Consider the following 24,557-nt stretch of genomic DNA (forward strand, 5'->3'; position numbering starts at 1 on the left):
GCCATGACCGATACCGCGCTAACCCCGTCCGCGTTCGACGCGCACGGCCACGGGCATGACGCCCATCATCACGATGCCGACCACAAGCCGGGCTTCTTCGCCCGCTGGTTCCTGTCGACGAACCACAAGGACATCGGCACGCTGTACCTGATCTTCGCGATCGTCGCGGGGATCATCGGCGGCGGCATCTCGGGGCTGATGCGCGCCGAGCTGATGCACCCGGGCATCCAGTATCTGCCGCAATGGGCGGGCATGCTGCACGGCGGCACCGCGACCTTCGACGAGGCGCTGCACTTCTGGAACGTGCTCATCACCGCGCACGGCCTGATCATGGTGTTCTTCATGGTCATGCCGGCGATGGTCGGCGGGTTCGGCAACTGGTTCGTGCCGATCATGATCGGTGCGCCGGACATGGCGTTTCCGCGCATGAACAACATCTCGTTCTGGCTGCTGGTGCCGTCGTTCCTGCTGCTGCTGGCCTCGCCGTTCTTCGGCGGTGCGGGTAACGGCTGGACGCTCTATGCGCCGCTGTCGACCTATGGTGAGCCGGGTCCGTCGACCGACATGGCGATCCTGTCGCTCCACCTGGCCGGCGCATCGTCGATCCTGGGTGCGATCAACTTCATCACCACCATCTTCAACATGCGTGCACCGGGCATGACGCTGCACAAGATGCCGCTGTTCGCCTGGTCGATCCTGGTCACCGCCTTCCTGCTGCTGCTCGCTCTTCCGGTGCTGGCCGCGGCGATCACGATGCTGCTGACCGACCGTAACTTCGGCACGACCTTCTTCGATCCGGCCGGCGGCGGGAACCCGGTGCTGTACCAGCATCTGTTCTGGTTCTTCGGCCATCCCGAGGTGTACATCATGATCCTGCCGGGCTTCGGCATCATCAGCCACATCGTCGCGACCTTCAGCCGCAAGCCGGTCTTCGGCTACCTCGGCATGGCCTATGCGATGGTCGCGATCGGCGTGGTCGGCTTCGTCGTGTGGGCGCACCACATGTTCACGACCGGCCTCAGCGTGAATACCAAGATGTACTTCACCGCGGCGACGATGGTCATCGCGGTCCCGACCGGTATCAAGATCTTTTCGTGGATCGCGACGATGTGGGGCGGTTCGATGCGCTTCCCGACCCCGATGGTCTGGGCGATCGGCTTCATCTTCATGTTCACCGTCGGCGGCGTGACCGGCGTCGTGCTCGCCAACGGTGGCGTCGACGACTATATGCAGGACACCTATTACGTCGTCGCGCACTTCCACTATGTGCTGTCGCTCGGCGCGGTGTTCTCGCTGTTCGCCGGCTTCTATTACTGGTTCCCGAAGATGTCGGGGAAGATGTACAGCGAGCTGCTCGGCCAGCTGCACTTCTGGGTGTTCTTCATCGGCGTGAACATCCTGTTCTTTCCGATGCACTTCCTTGGTCTGCAGGGCATGCCGCGCCGCTATCCGGATTATCCGGACGCCTACGCGCACTTCAACCAGATCGCGACCTATGGCTACATGATCATGGCCGCGGGCATGGCGATCTTCTTCGTCAACGTGATCTGGTCGCTGCTCGCCGGTCGCAAGGCCGAGGGCAATCCGTGGGGCGAGGGGGCGACGACGCTCGAGTGGACGCTCAGCTCGCCGCCGCCGTACCACCAGTTCGAGACGCTGCCGAAGGTCGACTGACCGTAAGGCGCGTCCCTTCGGGCCAAATTGCGAGACGCCCCGGCAGCGATGCCGGGGCGTTTTGCTTTGTTAAGGCGGGATGGCAAGAAGTGCCAAAAAATGGTGGCGCTTTTCGCCAATCTCCTAAGATGATTTTGCGCGGTGAGAAGGAAATCACTGAAATTCAACGCGCTACGTACTTGGCACGCCTAGTGCAAAGCTTCCGTCGAGCAGCGCGACACAGCGCAGAGCCACTCAGACGGAGACACATCATGACCAAGACCATCGCCCTGATCGCCGCCACCGCCGCCAGCCTGATCGCCACGGCCGTCCCCGCCGCTGCCCAGGGCCGCGGCTCGTTCGACCCGATCACCCTCGCCCACCGCCCGGCGAGCGGCGACTATTGCATCCGCACGGGCTGGGGTCTGGCGACCAACTATGCCAATCGCCTGATCCGCTCGGGCGACTGCCACGACGAGCGCGAATGGCGCCGCCGCGGTGTGATGATCGATACGCAGGATGTCGCCGTCGCCGTCCGCACCCAGCCGATGGAAGTCGCTTCGCGCTGATCCCGGGACTTCCCTTTCGAGCAGTTGCGCCCCGACAGCGATGTCGGGGCGCTTCGCATTTTCGGGGCGTCGCACTTCGCGTTGCGGCGGTGCGGAGCTAGAGCAGTTTCCGACCGATCTGCACCATCGTGACGGAGCCGATTTTGGTTCGTGGATAGGAGCGAGGAAGGAACGGGCTTTGCCCCCGTGACTGACGAGGGACGCCGCCACGGGGCAAAATCGGCCCGCCCCGAAGGGGTTGCGTCAGGAAGGCCGCTGGACGTCGTCGCGACGCTTGCAGGGGCAGACCAGCCCCTGCTTCACGCCGCTCCTCGCCAGCAACCTTCCTGACGCAATCACGATGTTACAGATCGGTCGGAAACTGCTCTAAGGACAGGCGATGACGCCGTTCAGCCACCGCTTCACCGCCCTGCCGGAACACATCGACGAACTGGGGCATGTCAACAATGCCGTCTGGGTGCGCTGGATCCAGGATATCGCCGTCGCCCATTGGGCGGCCGTCGCGCCCGAGGCGCACCGGGACGCCTATGTCTGGGTCGTGACCCGGCACGAGATCGACTACCGCGGCAACGTCGTCGCGGGCGAGAGCGTGACCGGCGAGACCTGGGTCGGCGACGCGCCCAAGGGCGCCCGCTTCGACCGCCACGTCCGCTTCACCGGCGACGACGGCAAGGTAAAGGTCGAGGCGCGAACGACTTGGGCTTTGCTTGACCGGGCGAGCGGGCGGCTGCTGCGGATCACGCCGGAGATCGCGGGGCCGTTCTTGCAGCGCGCTCCCGCCGACTGAATCGGCTTGGCCGCGGCGCAGGCCGGAGCCGTAGCGATGCGGCGCTGATCACAATCCGCCTCAGCGCCGCGCGGCGGGTGGTTTTGGTGATGGGGCGTGCGCAAGGCCGGGCGGGTTGCCGCCATCGTCGATGACGCGCTTCAGAAATGCCATCCGTTCGTCCGGCGTCACCGTGCCGTCGTGATTCACGTCTTCCAGCGCGAATGTCCGCGGCGCCTCGGCGATGGTTTCGGCCAGCGAGATGCGTCCGTCATGGTCAGAATTGGCGGCAGCGAACACGCGGCCGGGCACGGGCGGCAGGGGATGGGCGGCGTCGGTGCCGGGGATCGGCAGCCCGTTCATCGCATGCGTGACGAACGTCGCCATTTCCTGGGGGGTGACATATCCGTCGTGGTTGGCGTCCATGCGCTGGTGCAGCCGTGTCGCGGCGACGACGGCGCTTGGTTCGGTTTCCCGCCCGTCGAGCGCGATTCGGGGCGGGGCGGAGGCTGCGGCCTGTGTCACCGCGAACAGAAGGAGGAGCGGGAGCATAGGCGTAAGGATAGCGCGGCTATGTGTCCCGCCGCATGGCCTTTCCCGTAATGCTCAGTCGGTGGCAAAGCCGAACGGCGAGACACCAGCCTCGCGATCGTTGACGATCAAGGCCCGACCGGCCGGAGCGGCGGAGCGTTGCGGGCAATCGGGGCGTGTGCAGGCGCGGCAGCCCAGACCGATCGGCGTGGCTTCGCCGGCGAGATCCAGCCCGCGCGCGGCGGCAAGCGTCCCGGCCGAGTCCGCCGCCAGCCCGAGCGTCACCGCGAACCGCGCGCGGACCGCTCCCTGCCAGCCGCCGGGCGGCCCGACGCAGCGCGAGGAGGTGAACCAGCGGCTGCCGTCCTCCAGCGCGACCAATTGCACGATGCGTTCGTCGGGCCGCTGGAAGACGGTGAAGGTGTCGAGCAGCGGGCACAGCCCCGGCCCCTCGACGATCGGCGCGTTGCTGGCGCCGGCGAAGCGCTTCGACACCTGCCCGGCGCGATCGGTGCGCAGCATGAAGAAGGGCAGGCCCCGCGCACCGACGCGGCTGAGCGTGGTCAGCCGGTGCGCGACCTGTTCGGGCGAGGCCCCGAAGCGGCGGCGGATCAGGTCGAGGTCGTAGCCGGTCGCCTCACACGCGCGCAGGAAGCGGGCATAGGGCATCATCACCGCCGCGGCGAAATAGCCGGTCAGGTGGCGGCGATAGAGCCTGTCCGACGTGCGTTCGGTGAAGCCGGCGCCGCGGACCAGCGCGTCGATCTCCGCGCGCGCCTCGATCTGGCCGAGATGGCGGGCGAGCGCGAAGACGCGGCTCGGCGGGTCGAGCGTTTCGGACAGCTGGATCTGCCGCGCGTGGAGGTCGATGCGCACGCGGACGTCGGTCAGCACTTCCAGCGGCAGGATGCGGATCGAGAGGTGGTGCTTGACCCGCAGCCGGTCGGCCAGGCTGCCGAACAGGTCGCCGGCGCCCTGGCGAAGCTCGTCGGCAAGCGTTTCGGCCGCGGTGTCGAGATCGGCGAAATGGTTGCGCCACCGCTCGATCTCGCGGCGGACCGCGGTGCCGCTGTCGGCAGGCTCGGCCGCCGTCGCGCTGCCGCCCCCGCGGTCATAGGCGCGGGCGAAAGCCTCCGCGCCGCCGGGCGCGCCGACCAGCCATTCCTCCAGCTCGGCGCGGTCGATTTCCAGATCGGCGAAGATCGGGTCGGACAGGCGCCGGCGGATCGCTTCCGCGCCGCCGCCGGGCTCGCCTGCGGACAGGGTGCGCGGGTCGAAATCGAAGCGTTCGGCGAGCGCGAGCAGCAGGGTGGCCGAGACGGGGCGCTGGTTGCGTTCGACGAGATTGAGGTAGCTGGGTGAAATCCCCAGCATCTCCGCCATTGCCGCCTGCGTCAGGGCGCCTGCGCGGCGGAGGCGGCGGACGGCGTGTCCGGCGAAGAGCTTGCGATCAGCCATCCCAACGTTGTGAAGACTTTACAACGCGACAGCAAGTCTGTGCTTGATCAGCGACTGTAAGACCTCGTGGCTGTCAATTTCCGCCTGTCCGGTCACTTCGATCGTCGTTATTCCTGTGTCATCACCGAACACGACGAAGGGACGACACAATGACGACGACGTTCGAAGACCTGGTTCCCGCGCCGAAGGGCCGCTTCGACGGCATCGTGCGCCCCTATCCGCCAGCCGACGTCGAGCGGCTGCGCGGGTCGGTCCCGATCGAGCACAGCCTCGCCCGCCGCGGTGCGCTCAAGCTCTGGGAGCTGTTGCAGACCGAACCCTACATCAATTCGCTGGGCGCGATGAGCGGCAACCAGGCGATGCAGCAGGTCCGCGCCGGGCTGCAGGCGATCTACCTGTCGGGCTGGCAGGTCGCGGCCGACGCCAACACCGCGGGCGCCATGTATACCGACCAGTCGCTCTACCCGGCCAACGCCGGGCCGGAACTGGCGCGGCGGATCAACAACGCGCTGCTGCGCGCCGACCAGATCGAACATAGCGAGGGCGGGGCGACCCGCGACTGGCTGGCGCCGATCGTTGCCGACGCCGAGGCCGGCTTCGGCGGGCCGCTCAACTGCTTCGAGATCATGAAGGCGTATATCGCCGCAGGCGCCGCGGGCGTGCATTACGAGGACCAACTGGCCGCAGAGAAGAAGTGCGGCCATCTGGGTGGCAAGGTGCTGATCCCAACCCAGGCGCATATCCGGAACCTCGATGCCGCGCGTCTGGCGGCGGACGTCAGCGGCGTGCCGACGATCATCTGCGCGCGGACGGATGCGGAAAGCGCACGACTGATCACCAGCGATATCGACGAGCGGGACCGCGAATTCCTGACCGGCGAGCGCACGCCCGAAGGCTTCTATCGTCTGAAGGACGGCACCGGCGTCGACCATTGCATCAAGCGCGGCCTGGCCTTCGCCGAGCACGCCGACCTGCTGTGGTGGGAAACGTCGAAGCCCAACATGGACGACGCGCGCCGCTTCGCCGAAGCGATCAAGCGCGAGTTCCCGAACAAGATGCTGGCGTACAATTGCTCGCCCAGCTTCAACTGGGAAAAGAACCTCGACCGCGACGACATCGCCCGCTTCCAGCGCGAGATCGGGGCGATGGGATACAAGTTCCAGTTCGTGACACTCGCCGGCTTCCACCAGCTCAACTACGGCATGTTCGAACTGGCGCGCGGGTACAAGGACCGGGGTATGGCGGCCTATTCCGAGCTTCAACAGGCGGAGTTCGCCGCGGAAGCCAACGGCTACACCGCGACCAAGCACCAGCGCGAGGTGGGCACCGGATATTTCGATCTGGTCGCCACGACGCTCGCCGGGGGCAGTAGCTCGACCACCGCCTATTCGGAAAGCACCGAGGCCGATCAGTTCACCAAGCAAGCCGCATAAGGAGACGACCGATGATGACCCGTGAACCGCAACGCAGCCGCGCCGTCTTCTCGACCGAGGACTTCGGGCTGATGAAGGAAGCCGTCGCCGATTATGTCCGCAAGATCGCCGATGAACCAAGGTCGGCCAAGTTCAGCAATTTGTACCACCGGCTGGGCCGGCTGGGGTGATCTGAGACTTCCTGGAGAGGGTGCCTGCCCGTCCGGTCTTCGCGACCGGGCGGGCTTTTTTCCGTCACCGTCATGCCGGACTTGATCCGGCATCCAGAGCCACGAACCGCGTCGCCCGCGACTCTGGATGCCGGATCAAGTCCGGCATGACGGTGTGGGGGAAGGCGCGCGGGTCCATCACCCCACCCGTTCGCCCTGAGCTTGTCGAAGGGCCGTTCTCCGATACGCGCGTTCATCGCTCGCGGCTCAAAGTACGATGCTTCGACAAGCTCAGCACGAACGGGGTGGGTATGGTTCGCACCCCGCGCCACATGGGTTGTGAATCACCGCCCAACCACCTATCTGCCCAATCGGAATAATTCCCTCCGATTTGAGAGCCGCTCGCAACAATGCGCCTGACCGCCCAAGCCGATTATGCCGTGGTGCTGCTCGCAGCCGCCGCGCGGCATTGTGGCGTCTCCGGCCGGCTGAACGCGACGGTGATCGCCGAGGAAACCGGCCTGCCGCTGCCCACCGTGCAGAAGCTGGTCAGCCGCCTTAGCGCCGCCGGGCTGATCGACAGCGCGCGCGGCACCGGCGGGGGCTTCCGCCTCGCGCGGCCGCCGGCGACGATCACGCTCGCCGATATCGTCGAGGCGATCGAGGGGCCGATCGGGCTCACCACCTGCGTCGACCCGAATGCCCATGACTGTGCGGTCGGTGGCAGCTGTCACGTCCGCCCGCATATGTCCCACGTCAACGGCGCCGTCCGCGGCGCACTTGCGGGCGTCACGCTCGCCACCCTGTCCGCTGGAGTCCCCGCATAATGGCCACCCGCAACGCCGAGGCTTACGAGGCCGCGAACAAGAAGTACGAATGGGGCTTCAGCTCGGACATCGAGCAGGAATTCGCGCCCAAGGGCCTGTCCGAAGACACCGTCCGCTACATCAGCGCCAAGAAGAATGAGCCCGAATGGATGCTCGACTGGCGGCTGAAGGCGTTTCGCCTGTGGCAGACAATGGAAGCGCCGAACTGGGCGAAGCTGAACATCGACCCGATCGATTATCAGGACGCGTACTATTACGCGGAACCCAAGGCGAAGGCGACGATCGCGTCGCTCGACGAGCTCGATCCCGAGATCAAGCGTGTCTACGAAAAGCTCGGCATTCCGATCGAGGAGCAGAAGGTGCTCGCCGGGGTCGAAGGCGCGCGCAAGGTCGCGGTCGATGCGGTGTTCGACAGCGTCTCGGTGGCGACGACGTTCCGCGCCGAACTGGAAGCGGCCGGCGTCATCTTCCGTTCGATCAGCGAAGCGATCCGCGAATATCCCGATCTGGTGAAGAAGTGGCTGGGGAAGGTCGTGCCGATGCACGACAATTACTTCGCGACGCTCAACTGCGCGGTCTTCAGCGACGGGACGTTCGTCTACATTCCGGAGGGCGTGCGCTGCCCGATGGAATTGAGCACCTATTTCCGGGTCAATGCCGAGAACACCGGCCAGTTCGAACGCACGCTGATCGTCGCCGACAAGGGCGCCTATGTCTCGTATTTGGAGGGCTGCACTGCCCCGATGCGCGACGAGAACCAGCTCCACGCCGCGGTCGTCGAACTGGTCGCGCTCGACGATGCCGAGATCAAGTATTCGACCGTCCAGAACTGGTATCCGGGCGACGAGAACGGCAAGGGCGGCATCTATAATTTCGTGACCAAGCGCGCGCTGTGCCAGGGCAAGCGCAGCAAGGTCAGCTGGACCCAGGTCGAAACCGGCAGTGCGGTGACGTGGAAATACCCGTCGTGCGTGCTGAACGGCGAGGATTCGGTCGGCGAATTCTACTCGGTCGCGGTGACGAACAACCGCCAGCAGGCCGACACCGGCACGAAGATGATCCACAACGGCAAGGGATCGCGCTCGACGATCGTGTCGAAGGGGATTTCGGCCGGCCGCAGCGACAACACCTATCGCGGGCTGGTGCGCGTCGCGCCGAATGCGGAGGGCGTGCGCAACTTCACCCAGTGCGATTCGCTGCTGCTCGGCGACCAGTGCGGCGCGCATACCGTGCCGTATATCGAGGTGCGGAACCCGTCGGCGCAGATTGAGCATGAGGCGACGACGTCGAAGATCAGCGAGGACCAGTTGTTCTACGCCATGTCGCGCGGGCTCGATCAGGAAGCCGCGGTCGCGCTGATCGTCAACGGCTTCGCGCGCGAAGTGCTGCAGCAGCTGCCGATGGAGTTTGCGGTCGAGGCGCAAAAGCTGCTGGGCATTTCGCTTGAGGGGAGCGTGGGGTGAGCATGATCGCGATGAGTGGCAATCACATCGGGCCTTTGGTCGTGGATACGGACATCATGTTGAGTGGAAATCTCGACGGCGATGCGATCGTTCGGCCAGGATGCCGTTTCGAGATGAGCGGCAATATGCGTGGCGACATCATCCTCGAAGGCGACGCCGTAGCGGCAATGAGCGGAAATCTATCCGGCACCATCCGGCGTGCGCCGTCGGCTCAATAAAGATAGCGAAAGTCTTTCAGTGCTTAAAATCGAAAACCTCCACGCCGAAATCGACGGCAAGCCGATCCTCAAGGGCCTTAGCCTCGACGTGAGCGCGGGCGAAATCCACGCGATCATGGGGCCGAACGGCGCGGGTAAGTCGACGCTCGGCTATGTGCTGGGTGGACGGCCGGGCTATGAGGTGACCTCGGGGTCGGTGACCTTCGACGGGCAGGACTTGCTCGAGCTCGAACCGCATGAGCGCGCCGCCGCCGGCGTGTTCCTGGGCTTCCAATATCCCGTCGAAATTCCCGGCGTGTCGAACGTCCAGTTCCTGCGCGAGAGCCTGAACGCTCAGCGCGCGACACGCGACGAGAAGCCGCTGTCGGGCGGCGAATTCCTGAAGCTCGCGCGCGCCCAGGCGGACGACCTTGGCCTTCCGCAGGACATGCTGAAGCGTCCGGTCAACGTCGGCTTTTCGGGCGGCGAGAAGAAGCGCAACGAGATGGTGCAGATGGGGATCATCGCGCCAAAGTTCGCGATCCTCGACGAGACCGACAGCGGCCTCGACATCGACGCGCTGCGCATCGTCGGCGACGGCATCAACCGGATCATGCGCAAGCCCGACAAGGCGGTGCTGCTGATCACTCATTATCAGCGCCTGCTCGATTACGTGCAACCCGATCGCGTCCACGTGCTGGCCGACGGTCGCATCACGCGCTCGGGCGGGCCGGAACTGGCGCTGGAGCTGGAGCGCGAAGGCTATGGAGCGGTCGCGGCGTGATCCTCGCGGCTCTCCTGATGCTCCAGGCGGCGGCGCCGGCGATCGACGATGCGGCGGCGATCGGCCAGCGCTTGTCGACATGGCGCGGCACGCTGAAGGACGGTGTGTGCAAGACCCGCAAGACCACCGGCGATGCGGAGGTCGATCGCATCGGTTGTTCTGCGATGGAGCGGTGCACGCCGCAGTTCGAATCGCGCTACGCCGGCGCGCAGGACCGCGCGATCCGGCCCGAGGTGAAGAAGGTCATGATCGCCGCGCTGAACGGCGAACTGACCAAGTGCGTCGACAGCGAGCGCAAAGCGGGCATCGCCGCGCTGGTCGCGAAACGGGGGGCGTGATGATGATGCACGACATCCCCGCGGCACGCACAATGGATCTTCGCGCCTTTGCGCCTTTGCGTGAACCAACTCTTCTTCTCACGCAAAGGCGCAAAGGCGCCAAGAGGGCGTACTGATGGCGACGCTTGCCCTACCCAATCCGCGCGAGGAAGCGTGGCGCTGGGCCGATCTTGAGACGCTGCGTGCCGCAGCGGCGAGCGAGCGGTCGGCGGTGCCGGCGTCGGCCTCGCTCGGGCTCGATGGCGCACGGCTGGTGTTCGTCGATGGCGTGTTCGATGCTGCGCAGAGCAACCCCGGCCGGCTGGTCGTCGAGGCGCTGGACCTGACGACGGCGCATGCCTTGGGCGCGCAGGCGAGCGGGATCGGTTGGTCGCTGACGCTCGACGCGGCGCAGGCGGAGACGGCGGTCGAGATCGTCCACATCTCGACTGGTGCCGAAAATCACCTGCCCGCACGTATTCGCCTCGGAGAAGATGCGGTCGCTAGCATCATCGAAACCTATGTCGGCACCGGCTGGGCGAACCGGCTGGTGCAGGTCGAACTGGCCCGCTCGGCACGGCTGCAACGTGCGGTGCGCGTAATCGCCGACGGCGGCTTCGTCTCGACCCGCGACGAAGTGTCGATCGGCCAGGGCGCGAGCTATGTGGCGACCTATCTGGGCGCCGGCGGCATGGGCACGCGGTTCGACGCGGCGATCGCACTCGACGGGGACGAGGGCTATGCCGAAATGGGCGGCGCGCTGCTGACGCATGGGAGCCAGCGACAGGAGTGCGCGGTGCGTGTGCGCCACGCCAAGCCGCACGGCAGCAGCCACCAGACGTGGCGCGCGGTCGCAGCGGACACCTCCACCGCCAGCCTCGCCGCCGCGGTCGAAGTCGCGCGCGATGCGCAGAAGACCGATGGCGAGCAGTCCCTGCGCGGACTGCTGCTCCAGCGGACGGCGACGGTCAATCTGAAGCCCGAGCTGGAAATCTTCGCCGACGACGTGAAGTGCGCGCACGGCGCGACGGTGGGCGAGCTGGACCGGCGGGCGCTGTTCTACCTCGAAAGTCGCGGCATCACGCCGGCGCGGGCGAAGGCGCTGCTGACGCGGGCGTTCGTGGCCGATGCGCTGGACCGGATCGGGGATGAGACGGTGCGGGCGGCGTTCGTGGCCGATGCGGATCGGTGGCTGGAGGCGGCGTTGTGAGTGACGCCACGCAAATCCTCCCCGGCACGGGGAGGGGGACCGGCGAAGCCGGTGGAGGGGGGGCGCCTCAAGGTGCAGCCCTCGCGGAGAGCCCCCTCCACCCCGACGCTGCGCGTCGCGGTCCCCCTCCCCGTGCCGGGGAGGAGCTTGATACCGTATGCGACTTCCCCGCCATCCCGGAAGGCTGGGCCTACCTCGACACCGCCGCCACCGCGCAAAAACCCCGCCCAGTCATCGACGCGATCACTCGCGGCTATGCGCAGGACTATGCCACCGTCCACCGCGGCGTGTACCAGCGATCGGCCGATATGACGCTCGCCTATGAGGCTGCGCGCCGTCGTGTCGCCGGCTTCATCGGCGCACAGGAAAACGAAGTCGTCTTCGTCCGCGGCGCGACCGAGGGGATCAACCTCGTAGCGCAATGCTGGGCAGGCACGCAGCTGAAGGCCGGCGACCGCATCCTGCTCTCCGCGCTGGAGCATCATTCGAACATCGTGCCGTGGCAGATGATGGCGGAGGCCAAGGGCCTCGCGATCGACGTCGTGCCGCTGACCGCCGATCACCGCATCGATCTCGACGCGATGGCGGCCATGCTGACGCCCGCGCACAAGCTGGTCGCGCTGGCGCATGTGTCGAACGTGCTCGGTTCGGTCCTCGACGTCCGTCGCGCCGCGGATTTGGCGCACGGCGTCGGCGCGAAGCTGTTGGTCGATGGCTGCCAGGCGGTCGCGCGGCTGGGCGTCGACGTGCGCGCGCTCGATTGCGACTTCTACGTCTTCTCCGGACACAAGCTCTACGGTCCGACCGGCATCGGCGTGCTGTGGGGCCGTGCGGAATTGCTCGACGCGATGCCGCCGTACCAGGGCGGCGGGTCGATGATCGACCGGGTGAGCTTCGAGCGCACAACCTACGCGCCTGCGCCGACCCGGTTCGAGGCGGGGACGCCGCATATTGTCGGCGTGCTCGGGCTTCACGCTGCGATCGATTATGTCAGCGCGATCGGGCTGGATCGTATCCATGCGCATGAAACTGCGCTGGTGCGGACCACGCGAGAGGCGCTGGCCGGGCTCAATTCGGTCACGCTGTTCGGGCCGGAGGATTCGGCCGGGATCGTCAGTTTTGCGATTCATGGGGTGCATCCGCACGACATCGGCACCATCTTGGACGAGAGCCGGGTGGCGATCCGCGCGGGGCATCACTGTGCGCAGCCGCTGATGGACCTGCTGGGCGTGCCGGCGACCGCACGGGCGAGTTTCGGCGTCTACAATTCCCCTGCCGACGTGGATGCGTTGGTGAAGGGCATCGAGCGAGTAACGAGGATTTTCGGATGAGCACGTCGTTTGGCGTCGAGGAAGTGGATGCCGTGACCCCGCCGCCGCGCGCGCGGGTCGAGGACGCGGTGGAGGAGACAGGCGAGCGCAAGCGCGACTATCTCTCCGGCTTCCTGGCGGAAAAGCCCAAGGGGCTGAGCGCCGGCGAGCCCGGGGGCGAGACCTATGACGGGATCATCACCGCGCTGAAGGAGATCTACGATCCCGAAATCCCGGTGAACATCTACGAACTGGGGCTGATCTACAATGTCGAGGTCACCGACGACGGCCATGCGGTCGTCACGATGACGCTGACGACGCCGCATTGCCCGGTCGCCGAATCGATGCCCGCCGAGGTCGAGCTGCGCGTGGGTGCAGTGCCCGGCGTGGGGACGGTCGACGTCAACCTCGTCTGGGACCCGCCATGGGATCCGTCGAAGATGAGCGACGAGGCCAAACTCGAACTGGGGATGCTGTGATGGCGACGACGGCCCGCCCGCGGCCTGCGGTGCTCAACTTGACCCCCGGCGCCGAAGCGCGCGTCGCCGACCTGATGTCGCGCGCGCCTGCGGATGCGATCGGCGTGAAGCTGTCGACCCCGCGGCGGGGCTGTTCGGGCCTGGCCTATTCGGTCGATTACGTGACCGAGGCCAAGCCGTTCGACGAGGCGATCGTGACGCCGGGCGGCACGCTCTACGTCGATGGCGCGTCGGTGCTGTACCTCGTTGGATCGACGATGGACTGGGTCGAGGACGACTTCGCCGCGGGCTTCGTGTTCAACAACCCGAACGCGAAGGGCGCCTGCGGGTGCGGCGAGAGCTTTACGGTCTGATCAAAGCCGTCATCCTGACGAAAGTCAGGATCCAGGTTTGTTTTGCGAACCGCGGGGAAGAGTAACCCTGGATCCCCGCTTTCGCGGGGATGACGGGTGGTCAGCCCTTTGCGCGCTGCCCCACATGCCGCTCGCCCCGTGCCTCCGCCAGCGCCGCCTGTTTTGCCCGCTCGGCATAGCCTGCGCGCTGCGTCTCGTCCCGCTGGTCATGGCATGCCGGACACGCCACGCCCTCTTCGTATAGCGGTGACGCGCGGTCTTGCGCGCTGACCGGCATGCGGCAGGCACGGCACAGGCCGTGGGTGCCGAGCGCCAGCCCGTGACCCACGGCCACGCGTTCGTCGAACACGAAGCATTCGCCGCGCCACAGGCTCTCCGCCGGGGGGACATGCTCCAGATAGTTCAGGATGCCGCCCCGGAGGTGGTAGACGTCGTCTAACCCTTCCGCCTTCACCAGCGCGGTCGCCTTTTCGCAGCGGATACCGCCGGTGCAGAACATCGCGATCCGCTTGCCCTCCAGCGCCGCGCGGTTCTCGCGCACCCACGCCGGAAAGTCGCGGAAGCTGTCGGTTGCGGGATCGACGGCACGGGCGAACGTGCCGATGCGCACCTCATAGGCGTTGCGGGTGTCGACGACGACCGTGTCGGGATCGGCGATCAGCGCGTTCCAGTCCTCGGGCGCGACGTACGTCCCGGCGTCGGACGCATCGACGCCGGCCACGCCCATCGTCACGATCTCGCGCTTGATGCGCACCTTCATGCGGTGGAACGGCGCGGTCGCGGCACGCGATTCCCGGCCGGTCAGGTCCGCACAGCCGGGCAAGGTGCGGAGGTAAGCCAGAACCGCAGCGATTCCCTTGTCGCTGCCGGCGATCGTGCCGTTCAGCCCTTCGGTCGCGAGCAGCAGCGTGCCAAACACATCGTTCGCCGCACACACCGCCAACAGCGGCGGTTTCAGCGCGGCGGGATCGGCGAAGGGCGCGAAGCGATAGAGCGCGAGAACATGATAGGGCAGAGCGGCGGTCACGCGGCCGTCCCTAACGACTTAGCGGGTTTCGCTCAATCGACGACCGGCGAACGATCCAGGGCCAGGACATGGCTTGCGGCGGCGTTCTAAGCGCCCGACCGGCCGACCGATCACAACATCATGTGGGAAGTGGTGCCTAGGGACGGGATCGAACCGCCGACACTGCGATTTTCAGTCGCATGCTCTACCAACTGAGCTACCTAGGCATTCACGAGCGCTGATGGCCGCGAAAGAGCGCTGCCTTTAGGCGGGCGAATCGTCCCTGTCTAGCCCTGGATCGCTCAAGGGATCGATGGCCGGGCCGGGAATGCGATAGCCCTCGCCCAGCCACTGCAACAGATCGCGGTCGCGGCACCCCTGCGAGCAGAATGGTGCGTGAGCGGCGGCGGTCGGCGCCGAGCAGACGGGGCAGAGGTTACGCGTGGCGGGCTTGGACATGGCCGGCGGATATGGCGAGCGCCGGGTCGGGCCGCAAGGCGATGGACGCGCCGATTCGCTGTTGAAGCGCGGCGGTCCAGGCGGGATGCCCCTCGATCGCTGCGATGACGGCCGGATGCGCCGTTAGCACGCGTTCGCCGATGCCGGGGCTGCGCTCCGCCCGTCGCAGCAGCGCGCGAGCGTGCGAAAGCGCGCCATCCATCGCGACGATCTCGGGGATAGAGCGGCGGCGTCTGGGTCGGACGATCTGGACGAAACCGAAGCCGTTGACTGCGGTGCGCTCGAACGGTTGGGGCAGGAGCGCGTCGATCGCGTCTGCCGCCGCGGTGCGCGCAGCCTTGTCGGTGCCGGGCAGGTCGATGCCGATCGAGCCGGTGATGTCGAGCCGTCGAATCGCACGCGCCGCCGCCTTGGCCCCTGCGATCGAGAGGGTGGACGGCGCCAGCGTGCCGTCGATGTCGATCAGCGTCATCGCCGGCGTCAGCGCGATATCCAGGGCACCGCCGGGGAAGGCGATCTGGCCGGTCGCCGCCTCCTCAAGCAGTTCGGACCAGCCGGCAGCCTCCAGCCGGTCGGCGTCGGTATGGCGCAGGATCGTCGCGTCGGGCAGGTCGGCGTCGCCGGCACCTTCGTGCGCGTCGGGGCGGGCCGGGCGGACGCGGGCGCGCTTGGGCTTGCCCGGTTCGGAAATGGCGGGGCGGGTGATCTCGACCAACGTTTCCGCACCCTGGGTGACGCCGGCGGGAAGCGGGGCGATCAGCGCCTCACCGCCGGCCCAGGCGACGATCCCCTGGCCGCGTTCGGGCATGCGGGCAACCAGACGGGCGCGCAGCACGGTGCCGGCGATCAATTCGCCGTCCGGGAGGATGCGCGCCTCAAGGATGGTATCGCCGTCGATCAAGGCGGCGCGGGTTTCGCCGATGCCGTGTTCGATCAGCCATTCAGGCATGGGATAGGCCCGAACCATCCCGTGCTTTCACGCAGGCGCGAACGGGATTCCGAGATCGTACGACCTGTGGCCCTAGGCTCCCGCCTGCGCGAGAGCACCGGAAGGGATCATGCAAAGGCATATCCCGACGCCTCGAGCAGCGCGCGAGTTTCGAACAGCGGCAGGCCGACGACCGCGGAATGCGACCCCGACAGGAAGCGCACGAACGCCTCCGCCCGGCCCTGGATGGCATAGCCGCCGGCCTTGCCCATGCCTTCGCCGCTCGCGACGTACCAGTCGACTTCCGCGGCGCTCAGCCGCTTGAAGGCGACGACGCTGGTGACGCTGCGCACGCGCGCGCGGCCGGAGCGGTCGATTGCGCAGACGCCGGAGACGCAGCGATGCCGGCGGCCCGACAACAGGCCGAGCATTCGGCGCAGGTCGGCCTCGTCGACCGGCTTTTCGAGGATGCGTGTCCCGACCGCGACGGTGGTGTCGCCGGCCAGCACGATCTCGTCGGCGCCACGCTCCACCGCGCGTGCCTTGCCCTCGGCCAGACGCGCGACATAGGCGGCGGGGCTCTCGCCCGTCAGCGGGGTTTCATCGATATCGGGCGCTGCGACGCGCGCCGGCACGACCCCGATCCGCGCGAGCAGTTCGAGCCGGCGCGGCGAGGTCGACGCCAGGACGAGCGCGGGTGCGCTCACGAACGGGCGACTTACTGCGGTCCGGGACCGCCGCGGCCCGGCATGAAGCGATAGGTGATGCGGCCCTTGGTCAGGTCGTACGGAGTCAGCTCGACCAGCACCTCGTCGCCGACGAGGACGCGGATGCGGTTCTTGCGCATCTTGCCTGCGGTGTGGCCCAGGATCTCGTGATCATTCTCCAGCCGCACGCGGAACATCGCGTTCGGGAGGAGCTCGACCACCTGGCCGCGCATTTCGAGCAGTTCTTCCTTGGCCAAACGGCAACCTCTTGTGAATTCTGTGAGTAAAAGCAGGCCGCGCCCTTACTCCGCGGACGGCGAAAAGGGAAGGGTGCGGCGATTTACGCTGGATTGTGCTTGTCGAGGAAGGCCTGAAGCGCCCGCAGGAATTCCAGCCGGTCCTCGCCACGGGTAAAATGGTGATCGCCCAGTGGCTGTTCAATATAGGTCACGTCCTTGCCCGCCTCGCGCAGCCGCTCGGCCATTTCACGCGACTGGGCGATGGGGACGACGGTGTCGGCCTTGCCGTGCACCAGCAGCAGCGGGATCGCGGTCTTCTCCGGGCTGAAGATCGGCGACACCGCCTTGAAATCGGCGGCCTGCAGCTTCAGCCAGTCGCTGCGCGCGCCCGAATTCAGGAACTGCGAATCATAGCGGCGAAGGCGCGGCAGGTCGGACACGCCAGCATAGGATACCGCACAGCGATAGACGCCCGGATCGCGCTGCGCCGCGCGCATCGCCGCATAGCCACCATAGGATGCGCCGACGATGCAGACGCGCTTGGGATCCGCGATGCCGTCCTTCGCCAGCTGCGCGACCGCGTCGTTCAGGTCGTCCTGCATAGCCAGGCCCCACTGGCCCTGGCCCTTCACCGTGAATTGCGTGCCGTATCCGGACGATCCGCGATAATTGGGCTGGACGACGGCATAGCCGCGCTCGGCCAGAAATTGCGTCCACCAGTCCCATTCCTCGGCGTCGCGGGCGAACGGACCGCCGTGGGGCAGGACGATCAATGGCAGATTGTTCGACTTGCCCTTGGGCAGCGTCAGGATGGCGGCGATTTCCAGCCCGTCGCGCGCCTTGTAACGGATGGTGCGAATGGGGTTCAGGCGCGCGCTGCGGATCGCGGCGTTGCCATAAGCGAGCAGGCGCATGTCCTTGGTCGGCCGGTCGTAGAGATAGAAGGCGCCAGGCGAGTTGGTCGCGCCGACGTCCACGATCGCGCGAGAATGGTCGCGACTGTAGTTCAGGATCGCGACCCGGCCGTTCTTGACGAAGCCCTGCACCTCCGCCTGGAGCGCGACCATGTCGGGGTCGATCCATTCGGTGCGCGATGTGTCGTCGTCGTAGGTGATGCCGGTCAGCCCGTCGCGCGCATCGTTCAGCACATAGCCGCCGAGATCGAAGCCCTTGCTGCCGTAGAGCCGCTTGCCGAGTTCCAGCTTGGTCAGGTCATATTCGTACAGTCCGCCGAAACCGTCGGCATCGTCGGCCATTGCCAGCGCCTTGGTCGGATCGGCGAGGAAGCTGGCGGGCACGACATAATTGTCCTTGTGCGTGCGCGCCTTGACGATGGTCGTGAAATCCTGCCCCGCGTCGTGGCGGTACAGCACGCGACGCTGGCGGCCGTCGAGCGAACTGCCGATGCCCATGCGAACGACGCCCCGACCATCGGCCACCCAGGTCATCACCCCTTCGCGCGGGCCGACCACACGCTTCGTCTTGCCGGTCGATACATCGACTTCGTCGACCTGCGGCCAAAAATTCGGATCGTTGCTGTAGATTGACGTCTGATAGGCGATCAGCGCGCGTGGCGTGCCGTCGCGGGCGGTCCAGATGACGTCGTCGGCCGTCTGTGCCGCGTTGCGCGCGACCAGCGGCACGATCTTGCCGTCGCTCGCGCCAACACCGACCGCGCGGCGGATATACCATTCGCCCACGTTGGCGACCGGCACCTTGTCGCCGATTCCGACCACCAGCCAATCGTCGTTGACCCAGCGCCACCAGTTCAGGTCGCCCTTGCCCGTGCCGATCAGCCGCGGCGGCGTCTGGCCCTCGACTGACAAGATCGCGAAATACTGCTTCCCCTTGATCGCGACCTGCGCGGCGATGCGCTTGCCGTCCGGTGAGAGCTTGGGGCCGACAAGCGCGGGCAGCTCGGCGAAATGCTCGATCGGGCGGGGGCCGGTGGGTTTTGCGGGCGGCGTCTGGGCGGTCGAGCCGACGGTCAGGCTACCGGCCGCGATGGCCAGGACGAACAAAGACATGCGACGCATGGTGCAATCCCCCAAATGCACGATCACGTGGGAGGCTAACGGTCCCGTTGCGTCAGATCAACAGGTTACGACCGATCCGCACAGGAACGGCTGCGCACCAGATTCGTTATTCGAATCAGTGTGTTGATGGAGATCAGTGATGGCCGAACGCGAACTCATCCAGCCGCATGAGAAACGCTATCAGCGCCGCAACGACGACGGCACCTTCGGCAAGAGCGACGACCAGCATAAGTCGCTCAGCCAGGACGCGCGGCAGCATGCGAAGACCAAGAAGCCGCATAACCAGGGCGACCGCGGGGATTGATCGGTCGCTGCGGACGGTTCAGGCGACCGTCCCGCGGATCTGCCCCGTCCCACGGCCGACCCATTTATAGGTCGTCAGCCCCTCCAGCGCGACGGGACCGCGCGCATGGAGACGGCCGGTCGCGATGCCGATCTCCGCGCCCAGGCCGAACTCGCCACCATCGGCGAATTGCGTCGAGGCGTTCCACAGCACGATCGCCGAATCGACGCGGGCGAGGAAGTCTTCCGCGGTCGCCACATCGTCGGTGACGATAGCATCGGTGTGATGCGACCCGTGGGCGGCGATGAACGCGGCGGCGTCGTCCACTCCGTCGACCAGCGCGACCGAGGCGATGGCATCGAGATATTCGGTATCCCAATCGTCGGCGCTGGCGGCGGCATAGCCGAGCGTCGCGACATCGGCATCGCCGCGCACCTCGCACCCGGCGGCATCGAGCGCCGCGATCAGCGCGTCGCGGTGCGGCCAGCCGCGGTGGATCAGCAGCGTCTCCATCGCACCGCACACGCCGGTCCGGCGCAGCTTGGCGTCGATGACGATGCGGCGGGCCATGTCGTAATCGGCGGCGACGTCGACATAGACGTGATTGATCCCGTCGAGATGCGCGAGCACCGGCACCCTCGCCTCCGCCTGCACGCGGGCGACCAGCCCCTTGCCGCCGCGCGGGATGACCAGGTCGATCAGCCCTTCGGCCCGCAGCATCGCGCCGACCGCGGCACGGTCGGTGGTCGGAACCAGCTGGACCGCATCCTCGGGCATGCCGCCGGCGGTCAGCCCGGCGACAAGCGCGCTGTGGATCGCGGCGTTGCTCCTGGCCGCCTCCGACCCGCCGCGCAGGATCGCCGCATTGCCCGCCATCGCCGCCAGCGCGCCGGCATCGGCGGTGACGTTGGGCCGGCTTTCGTAGATGATGCCGATGATGCCGATCGGCACGCGCACCCGTGACAGGGCCAGGCCGTTGGGCCGGACGTCCTCGGATATGATCGTCCCGACCGGGTCGGCGAGGCCTGCGACCGCCGCAACGCCGTCCGCAATGGCCGCAACGCGGTCGGCATCGAGGCGCAACCGATCGAGCATCGCGCCGCTCAGCCCGCGTGCGAGGCCCGAAGCCATATCCTCCGCATTCGCAGCGACGATCGTCGCGCTCGCGTCGCGGATCGCGTCGGCCGCCTCGCGCAGCGCTGCCGATTTCGCCGCTGCCGGCATCGCGGCCAGCGTCGTGGCGGCCGCGCGCGCGCGCGTGCCCATCCGGGCGATCAGGGCTTCGGGCGGCAGGTCGGCGTCAATCATGGCGGCGGGCGGTAGCATGGCGCGCCGCAAGCTGGTAGCACCTGGGCTCATGGGGGAATTCGACGCAGCCGCAGACGTCGTGACCGGTGGCCTGATGAGCCGCGCGGTCGAGCCGACCGCCGGCGAACATCATGGGGTGGGGCATGGCGCGTGCGCCAATTGCGGCACGGCGCTGATCGGGTCGCACTGTCACGCCTGTGGCCAGGCCGCGCATGTCCATCGCACGCTGGGCGCGATCGGCCACGACCTGCTGCACGGCGTATTCCATTTCGAAGGCAAGATCTGGCACACGCTGCCGATGCTGGCGACGAAGCCGGGCGAGCTGACCCGGCGCTACATCGCCGGCGAGCGCGCGAAATTCGTCTCGCCGATCGCGCTGTTCCTGTTCTCCGTCTTCCTGATGTTCGCGATCGTCGCCAACTTGCCGGGCTGGCATTTCGGCGGCGACGAATGGCTGAAGCCGGGGCTGACCGGCGGCATGGCGCAGGCGCGCGAGAAGCTGGTCGAACAGCGTCGCGCGGCCGACAAGGCGGTCGTCACTTTGTCGAACGAGATCAAGGCCGAACGCGCCGATGCCGAGCCCGATGCGGCCAAGATCGCGAAGCTGCAGAAGCGGCTGGCCGAGACGATCGATAGCCGCGCCGGCCTGAAGCAGGCCGAAGCGATCCTGCCGGCAGCTACGCCCGGGGACGACGGTCTGCCGACGGTCAAGGCGGCGCCCGGATCGCCCGGCGGCAGCTGGGTTGAGCAGAAGTGGCAGCATGTGAAGGAAAATCCGAAGCTGACGCTCTACAAGATCAAGACGTCGGCCTATAAGTTCAGCTGGGCGCTGATCCCGCTTTCTCTGCCCTTCCTGTGGCTGTTGTTTCCTTTCCGCCGCGATGTCGGCCTGTACGATCACGCGATCTTTGCGACCTATTCGCTGACCTTCATGTCGCTGCTGGTCATCGTGCTGGCGGTATTGGGCGCGGTCGGCGTGCCGTCGTGGCTGATCGTGCTCGCTGCGATCGGGATTCCGCCGTTCCATATGTATCGCCAGTTGAAGGGCGCCTACGGCCTCGGTCGCCTCGGTGCGCTGTGGCGCCTGGCGTGGCTGTTGTTCTTCGTGACGATCGTGACGACGCTGTTCACGCTGTTGCTGCTGTATCTCGGCGCAGCCGATTGACCGGTCTCAGTCCTGCGCGATCCGGATCGCCGCGCCCGCCACGAACGGCGCGCCGGCGACCAGTAGCAGACTGACCGCCCCGAGCAGCTTCAGCGCGCTGCCTGCGCCGTCGGTCAGGTCGCCTGCGCCGAAGATGACGACAGGAATCGCGAGCGGCAGCATGACCAGCCCCGCGATCGCGCCGCCGCCGCGCAGGCCCGCGACCAGCGCGCCGGTTGCGACCGCCAGTGCGGCGAGGCCCGGCGTGCCGATCAACAGACCCAGTTCGATCCGCAGCAGCGTCTCGCCCGAAATTCCGAGCAGGCCGGCGGCGGCGACGCTGGCGAGCATCAGCGGTGGCGCAAAGCCCAGCCAATGCCCGGCAAGCTTGCCCGCGGCGACCAACGGCATCGGCACGCCGCGAACCGCGAGTTGATCCAGCGTCCCGCTGTCCAGATCGGGCGCGACCAGTCGCTCGACCGGCAGCAGCGCGGCAAGCAGCGCCGCGCTCCACACCACGCCTCCACCGACCCGCGCGAGCAGGGCCGTGTCGGGGCCGATCGCGAAGGGGAACAGGATCGCGACGAGCAGGAAGAAGCCGACCGGCAGCCACAGCCCGCCCGAACTCCACGCGCGGCGCACTTCCCGCCAGGCGATCGCGGCGACGATCACAGCGTCACCTCGACAGCGCCGTCCAGCCCGAGCGGCTGATGCGTCGCGACAATTACGATGCCGCCACCGGCGCGGTGCCGCGCGATCAGCTGTTCGAGCAGGCCGACCGAAGCTGCGTCCAGCCCGTTGGCGGGCTCGTCGAGCAGCCAGATGGGTGCACCGCCGGCGATCGTGCGGGCGATCTGGGCGCGGCGGCGTTGGCCGGTCGACAGCAAGCGTACCGGTATGTCGGCAAGGTCGGCGATGCCGACATCGGCCATCGCCGCTTCGATGGCATCGCGCCGTCCGTCGATCCGTGCCCACCAGCCGAGCGCCTCGCGCAGTGGACGCTCCGGATCGAGTCCTGCGGCTTCCGCCATCAGCGCGGCGTCGCCATCGCGGACGACGCTGCCGGCAGCGGGCGTCAGCAAGCCGGCGGCGATCCGCAGCAGGCTCGACTTGCCGGTGCCGTTGGGGCCGGTGACCAGTGCCCCAGCCCCCTCGTTCAGGTCCAGCGACAATCCCTCGAACAATATCCGTCCGCCGCGCATACAGGCGATGCGGTCGAGCGCCAGCCGGTTCACGCCGCGGCTTCGAGTGCGTGCATGTCCTCGTCGCTCAGACCGAAATGATGGCCGACCTCGTGCACGACGATATGATGGATCAGCACGCCCAGGTCGACGCCGGTCGCGACCCACTCGTCCAGGATCGCCCGGCGATAGAGGTGGATTCGGTCGGGCAGGGCAATGCCGTCGAACGCCGATTTCTCGCCCACCGGCCGGCCGTGGTACAGGCCGGTCAGGTCGTACGGATCCTCGATCCCTAGCGCGTCCAGCGTCTCGTCGTCGGCCCATTCCTCGACCAGCAGGACGACGTCGGCCAAATGCCCGGCGAACGGCGCGGGGATGCGCGCCAGGCTCGCACGCGCCATCACTTCCAGTTCATCCGCCCCCGGCGCGATCCGCTCTTGCCCGTTCATGGGCTCCGACATAGGCATGACGGCAAGCCGAGGGCAAGAACGAGGGACGGGATGATCGAGCAGTTGAGCGAAGCCGAACGCGCGGACGCGCTCGATGGTCTGCCCGAATGGGATTATGATGAGGGCCGCGATGCGATCGGCCGCAGCTTCTCGTTCAACAGCTTTTCGGAGGCCTTTGCCTTCATGACCCAGGTCGCGCTGCTGGCCGAAAAGGCCGATCATCATCCCGAATGGTCGAATGTCTACAACCGGGTCGACATCGTGCTGACCACCCATGACGCGGGCGGGCTGTCGACGCGGGATATCGAGCTGGCGGGGCAGATCGACGATCTGGTGGATTGAGGCGGCTCAGGCACGCGCTCACCCGCCGTCATCCCCGCGAAGGCGGGGATAAATTGATGGAGAGTGGGCGCCTCTTTCCCAATAGATCAGTCAGAATTTATCCCCGCCTTCGCGGGGATTACGGTCGTGGGGGGTGATCAGTCCACGAACCGCGCCGCGCGCTTCTGCATGTTTGCCATCACCGCTTCCATCTGGTTGGGCGAGCGGAGCAGGGCAGCCTGTTCGACGCTCTCCTCCATCAAGATGTCGGCGGCGTCGGCCTCGACCGCGTCGTTCGCCAGCCGCTTGATCGCGCGGATCGCGTGCGGGTTACGGCCGGCGATGGATCGGGCGAGGGCCGTCGCCTCGGCATGCGGATCGTCCGCGGTGCGCAGCGCAAAGCCCAGCGCTACGGCTTCCGCGCCCGAAAACTCGCGCGCAGTGTAGGCAAGTTCGCGCAAGGCATCGTCGCGCACGCGGCCGCGCCACAGCGCGAAGCCGGCCATGTCGGGAACGATGCCCCATTTGACCTCCATGACCGACAGCCGGGCGTCGGGATGGACCAGCATCATGTCCGCGCCACTGGCAACCTGCAGCCCGCCGCCGAACGCGATGCCGTGCACGGCCGCGATCACCGGCACGGCCAGCGTCCGCCAGCCCCAGGCGACCTGCTGGAAATCATTGGCCAGACCGTGGGTTCGCGCGGTCAGGTCGACGCCGTCGCCGGCCGACGCCATGCTCGCCATGTCCAGCCCGGCGCAGAAGGTCGCGCCTTCGCTCGACAGCACGACCGCCCGGACGCTCCGGTCCGCGCCGATGCGGTCGATCGCGTCGATCAGGCCGGCAAACATCGCCGGGTCGAGCGCGTTCATCTTGGCCGGGCGGTTCAGGCGGACGTCGGCGATGCCGGCGTCGATGGCGATGGTCACGCGGGCAGGCTCGGTCATGACCCCAAGCTACGATGCGGCGAGGATTTGTAAACGGTCGATAGCCGCGA

General features: G+C 67.1%; 30 protein-coding genes and 1 tRNA gene. 17 read left to right on the top strand and 14 right to left on the bottom strand.

What is annotated here, in order from left to right; genetic code table 11:
- The first annotated feature begins 3 nt into the window (after positions 1–3).
- From ctaD to ACFSC3_RS00555, 3 genes are all read left to right on the top strand, one after another.
- A complete protein-coding gene (gene ctaD, locus ACFSC3_RS00545) occupies positions 4–1,674 on the top strand; it encodes a cytochrome c oxidase subunit I (protein WP_380937670.1) in 1,671 nt (556 codons plus the stop codon).
- A 251-nt stretch (positions 1,675–1,925) separates the two neighbouring features.
- Positions 1,926–2,222: a hypothetical protein gene (locus ACFSC3_RS00550; RefSeq protein ID WP_380937672.1), complete on the top strand. Its 297-nt coding sequence runs from the start codon at positions 1,926–1,928 to the stop codon at positions 2,220–2,222.
- 379 nt (positions 2,223–2,601) lie between these two features.
- Positions 2,602–3,009 carry an acyl-CoA thioesterase gene (locus tag ACFSC3_RS00555; protein ID WP_380937674.1) on the top strand — a complete coding sequence of 136 codons (408 nt, stop codon included), beginning with the start codon at positions 2,602–2,604 and terminating at the stop codon, positions 3,007–3,009.
- 60 nt (positions 3,010–3,069) lie between these two features.
- Here the strand turns inward: ACFSC3_RS00555 and ACFSC3_RS00560 are convergent, their stop codons facing one another.
- Together ACFSC3_RS00560 and ACFSC3_RS00565 are read right to left on the bottom strand one after the other, a co-directional pair.
- Complete coding sequence (locus tag ACFSC3_RS00560; protein WP_380937676.1) at positions 3,070–3,540, bottom strand: EF-hand domain-containing protein; 471 nt, start codon at positions 3,538–3,540, stop codon at positions 3,070–3,072.
- Between the two features lie 54 nt (positions 3,541–3,594).
- Positions 3,595–4,977 carry a helix-turn-helix domain-containing protein gene (locus tag ACFSC3_RS00565; RefSeq protein WP_380937678.1) on the bottom strand — a complete coding sequence of 461 codons (1,383 nt, stop codon included), beginning with the start codon at positions 4,975–4,977 and terminating at the stop codon, positions 3,595–3,597.
- 149 nt (positions 4,978–5,126) lie between these two features.
- Here ACFSC3_RS00565 and aceA point away from each other — a divergent pair, with 149 nt between their 5' ends.
- The 11 genes from aceA to ACFSC3_RS00620 all read left to right on the top strand — a co-directional run bounded on the left by aceA (position 5,127) and on the right by ACFSC3_RS00620 (position 13,499).
- Positions 5,127–6,410 carry an isocitrate lyase gene (gene aceA / locus ACFSC3_RS00570; RefSeq protein WP_380937680.1) on the top strand — a complete coding sequence of 428 codons (1,284 nt, stop codon included), beginning with the start codon at positions 5,127–5,129 and terminating at the stop codon, positions 6,408–6,410.
- A gap of 11 nt (positions 6,411–6,421) precedes the next feature.
- Positions 6,422–6,580: a hypothetical protein gene (locus ACFSC3_RS00575; RefSeq protein ID WP_380938569.1), complete on the top strand. Its 159-nt coding sequence runs from the start codon at positions 6,422–6,424 to the stop codon at positions 6,578–6,580.
- A gap of 389 nt (positions 6,581–6,969) precedes the next feature.
- Positions 6,970–7,386, top strand: a complete 417-nt coding sequence (locus tag ACFSC3_RS00580; protein ID WP_380937682.1) for an RrF2 family transcriptional regulator — start codon at positions 6,970–6,972, stop codon at positions 7,384–7,386.
- Positions 7,386–8,849, top strand: a complete 1,464-nt coding sequence (gene sufB, locus ACFSC3_RS00585) for a Fe-S cluster assembly protein SufB (RefSeq protein ID WP_380937684.1) — start codon at positions 7,386–7,388, stop codon at positions 8,847–8,849. The genes ACFSC3_RS00580 and sufB overlap by 1 nt, the downstream gene beginning before the upstream one ends.
- Positions 8,846–9,067 carry a hypothetical protein gene (locus ACFSC3_RS00590; RefSeq protein WP_380937686.1) on the top strand — a complete coding sequence of 74 codons (222 nt, stop codon included), beginning with the start codon at positions 8,846–8,848 and terminating at the stop codon, positions 9,065–9,067. The genes sufB and ACFSC3_RS00590 overlap by 4 nt, the downstream gene beginning before the upstream one ends.
- Positions 9,068–9,086: 19 nt before the next feature.
- Entirely contained in the window at positions 9,087–9,830 is a 744-nt protein-coding gene (sufC, locus tag ACFSC3_RS00595; RefSeq protein WP_380937688.1) for a Fe-S cluster assembly ATPase SufC, read from the top strand.
- The gene (locus ACFSC3_RS00600) at positions 9,827–10,168 is read left to right on the top strand and encodes a hypothetical protein (protein WP_380937690.1); all 342 of its coding nucleotides are present in this window, start codon (positions 9,827–9,829) and stop codon (positions 10,166–10,168) included. The genes sufC and ACFSC3_RS00600 overlap by 4 nt, the downstream gene beginning before the upstream one ends.
- Positions 10,169–10,283: 115 nt before the next feature.
- Positions 10,284–11,357 (top strand): SufB/SufD family protein, encoded by a 1,074-nt coding sequence (locus ACFSC3_RS00605; protein ID WP_380937692.1) that lies wholly within the window; start codon positions 10,284–10,286, stop codon positions 11,355–11,357.
- 173 nt (positions 11,358–11,530) lie between these two features.
- Entirely contained in the window at positions 11,531–12,688 is a 1,158-nt protein-coding gene (locus tag ACFSC3_RS00610) for a cysteine desulfurase (RefSeq protein WP_380938526.1), read from the top strand.
- Entirely contained in the window at positions 12,685–13,146 is a 462-nt protein-coding gene (locus ACFSC3_RS00615) for an SUF system Fe-S cluster assembly protein (protein WP_380937694.1), read from the top strand. Before ACFSC3_RS00610 ends, ACFSC3_RS00615 begins: the two co-directional genes overlap by 4 nt.
- Entirely contained in the window at positions 13,146–13,499 is a 354-nt protein-coding gene (locus tag ACFSC3_RS00620; protein WP_380937696.1) for a HesB/IscA family protein, read from the top strand. Before ACFSC3_RS00615 ends, ACFSC3_RS00620 begins: the two co-directional genes overlap by 1 nt.
- A 100-nt stretch (positions 13,500–13,599) precedes the next feature.
- On the opposite strand, the gene trhO is transcribed toward ACFSC3_RS00620, so the two are convergent.
- From trhO to ACFSC3_RS00655, 7 genes are all read right to left on the bottom strand, one after another.
- Positions 13,600–14,526, bottom strand: coding sequence for an oxygen-dependent tRNA uridine(34) hydroxylase TrhO (gene trhO / locus ACFSC3_RS00625; RefSeq protein ID WP_380937698.1), 927 nt, complete (start codon positions 14,524–14,526; stop codon positions 13,600–13,602).
- Between the two features lie 130 nt (positions 14,527–14,656).
- Positions 14,657–14,732 (bottom strand) — tRNA-Phe (locus tag ACFSC3_RS00630).
- 37 nt (positions 14,733–14,769) lie between these two features.
- Positions 14,770–14,964, bottom strand: a complete 195-nt coding sequence (locus tag ACFSC3_RS00635; protein WP_380937700.1) for a DNA gyrase inhibitor YacG — start codon at positions 14,962–14,964, stop codon at positions 14,770–14,772.
- Positions 14,942–15,913, bottom strand: a complete 972-nt coding sequence (locus ACFSC3_RS00640; RefSeq protein WP_380937702.1) for a ribonuclease — start codon at positions 15,911–15,913, stop codon at positions 14,942–14,944. Before ACFSC3_RS00640 ends, ACFSC3_RS00635 begins: the two co-directional genes overlap by 23 nt.
- Before the next feature lie 107 nt (positions 15,914–16,020).
- The gene (locus ACFSC3_RS00645; protein WP_380937704.1) at positions 16,021–16,599 is read right to left on the bottom strand and encodes a Maf family protein; all 579 of its coding nucleotides are present in this window, start codon (positions 16,597–16,599) and stop codon (positions 16,021–16,023) included.
- A gap of 11 nt (positions 16,600–16,610) precedes the next feature.
- Positions 16,611–16,856, bottom strand: coding sequence for a translation initiation factor IF-1 (gene infA / locus ACFSC3_RS00650; RefSeq protein WP_026325702.1), 246 nt, complete (start codon positions 16,854–16,856; stop codon positions 16,611–16,613).
- A gap of 83 nt (positions 16,857–16,939) precedes the next feature.
- Positions 16,940–18,874, bottom strand: coding sequence for an alpha/beta hydrolase family protein (locus tag ACFSC3_RS00655; RefSeq protein ID WP_380937706.1), 1,935 nt, complete (start codon positions 18,872–18,874; stop codon positions 16,940–16,942).
- Between the two features lie 139 nt (positions 18,875–19,013).
- Between ACFSC3_RS00655 and ACFSC3_RS00660 the strand changes: the two genes are divergently transcribed.
- The gene (locus tag ACFSC3_RS00660; RefSeq protein ID WP_380937708.1) at positions 19,014–19,178 is read left to right on the top strand and encodes a hypothetical protein; all 165 of its coding nucleotides are present in this window, start codon (positions 19,014–19,016) and stop codon (positions 19,176–19,178) included.
- Positions 19,179–19,196: 18 nt separating this feature from the next.
- Here the strand turns inward: ACFSC3_RS00660 and ACFSC3_RS00665 are convergent, their stop codons facing one another.
- Positions 19,197–20,465, bottom strand: a complete 1,269-nt coding sequence (locus ACFSC3_RS00665; protein WP_380937710.1) for a glutamate-5-semialdehyde dehydrogenase — start codon at positions 20,463–20,465, stop codon at positions 19,197–19,199.
- A gap of 16 nt (positions 20,466–20,481) precedes the next feature.
- Here ACFSC3_RS00665 and ACFSC3_RS00670 point away from each other — a divergent pair, with 16 nt between their 5' ends.
- A complete protein-coding gene (locus ACFSC3_RS00670) occupies positions 20,482–21,630 on the top strand; it encodes a DUF3667 domain-containing protein (protein WP_380937712.1) in 1,149 nt (382 codons plus the stop codon).
- A 6-nt stretch (positions 21,631–21,636) separates the two neighbouring features.
- Here ACFSC3_RS00670 and ACFSC3_RS00675 read toward each other — a convergent pair whose 3' ends face one another.
- Genes ACFSC3_RS00675 through ACFSC3_RS00685 form a run of 3 tightly spaced genes read right to left on the bottom strand, consistent with a single transcriptional unit; the run spans position 21,637 to position 23,239 of the window.
- Positions 21,637–22,281: a heme exporter protein CcmB gene (locus ACFSC3_RS00675; RefSeq protein WP_380937714.1), complete on the bottom strand. Its 645-nt coding sequence runs from the start codon at positions 22,279–22,281 to the stop codon at positions 21,637–21,639.
- Positions 22,278–22,844, bottom strand: coding sequence for a heme ABC exporter ATP-binding protein CcmA (ccmA, locus tag ACFSC3_RS00680; protein ID WP_380937716.1), 567 nt, complete (start codon positions 22,842–22,844; stop codon positions 22,278–22,280). The genes ACFSC3_RS00675 and ccmA overlap by 4 nt, the downstream gene beginning before the upstream one ends.
- Positions 22,841–23,239 carry a metallopeptidase family protein gene (locus ACFSC3_RS00685; RefSeq protein ID WP_380937718.1) on the bottom strand — a complete coding sequence of 133 codons (399 nt, stop codon included), beginning with the start codon at positions 23,237–23,239 and terminating at the stop codon, positions 22,841–22,843. Before ACFSC3_RS00685 ends, ccmA begins: the two co-directional genes overlap by 4 nt.
- Before the next feature lie 51 nt (positions 23,240–23,290).
- Here ACFSC3_RS00685 and ACFSC3_RS00690 point away from each other — a divergent pair, with 51 nt between their 5' ends.
- The gene (locus tag ACFSC3_RS00690) at positions 23,291–23,581 is read left to right on the top strand and encodes a 4a-hydroxytetrahydrobiopterin dehydratase (protein WP_380937720.1); all 291 of its coding nucleotides are present in this window, start codon (positions 23,291–23,293) and stop codon (positions 23,579–23,581) included.
- Between the two features lie 137 nt (positions 23,582–23,718).
- Here ACFSC3_RS00690 and ACFSC3_RS00695 read toward each other — a convergent pair whose 3' ends face one another.
- On the bottom strand, positions 23,719–24,507 hold the full coding sequence (locus tag ACFSC3_RS00695; RefSeq protein ID WP_380937722.1) for a crotonase/enoyl-CoA hydratase family protein: 789 nt from the start codon (positions 24,505–24,507) through the stop codon (positions 23,719–23,721).
- Positions 24,508–24,557: the final 50 nt, after the last annotated feature.

This window comes from Sphingomonas floccifaciens (assembly GCF_042681125.1).
GTDB classification, from domain to species: domain Bacteria; phylum Pseudomonadota; class Alphaproteobacteria; order Sphingomonadales; family Sphingomonadaceae; genus Sphingomonas; species Sphingomonas floccifaciens.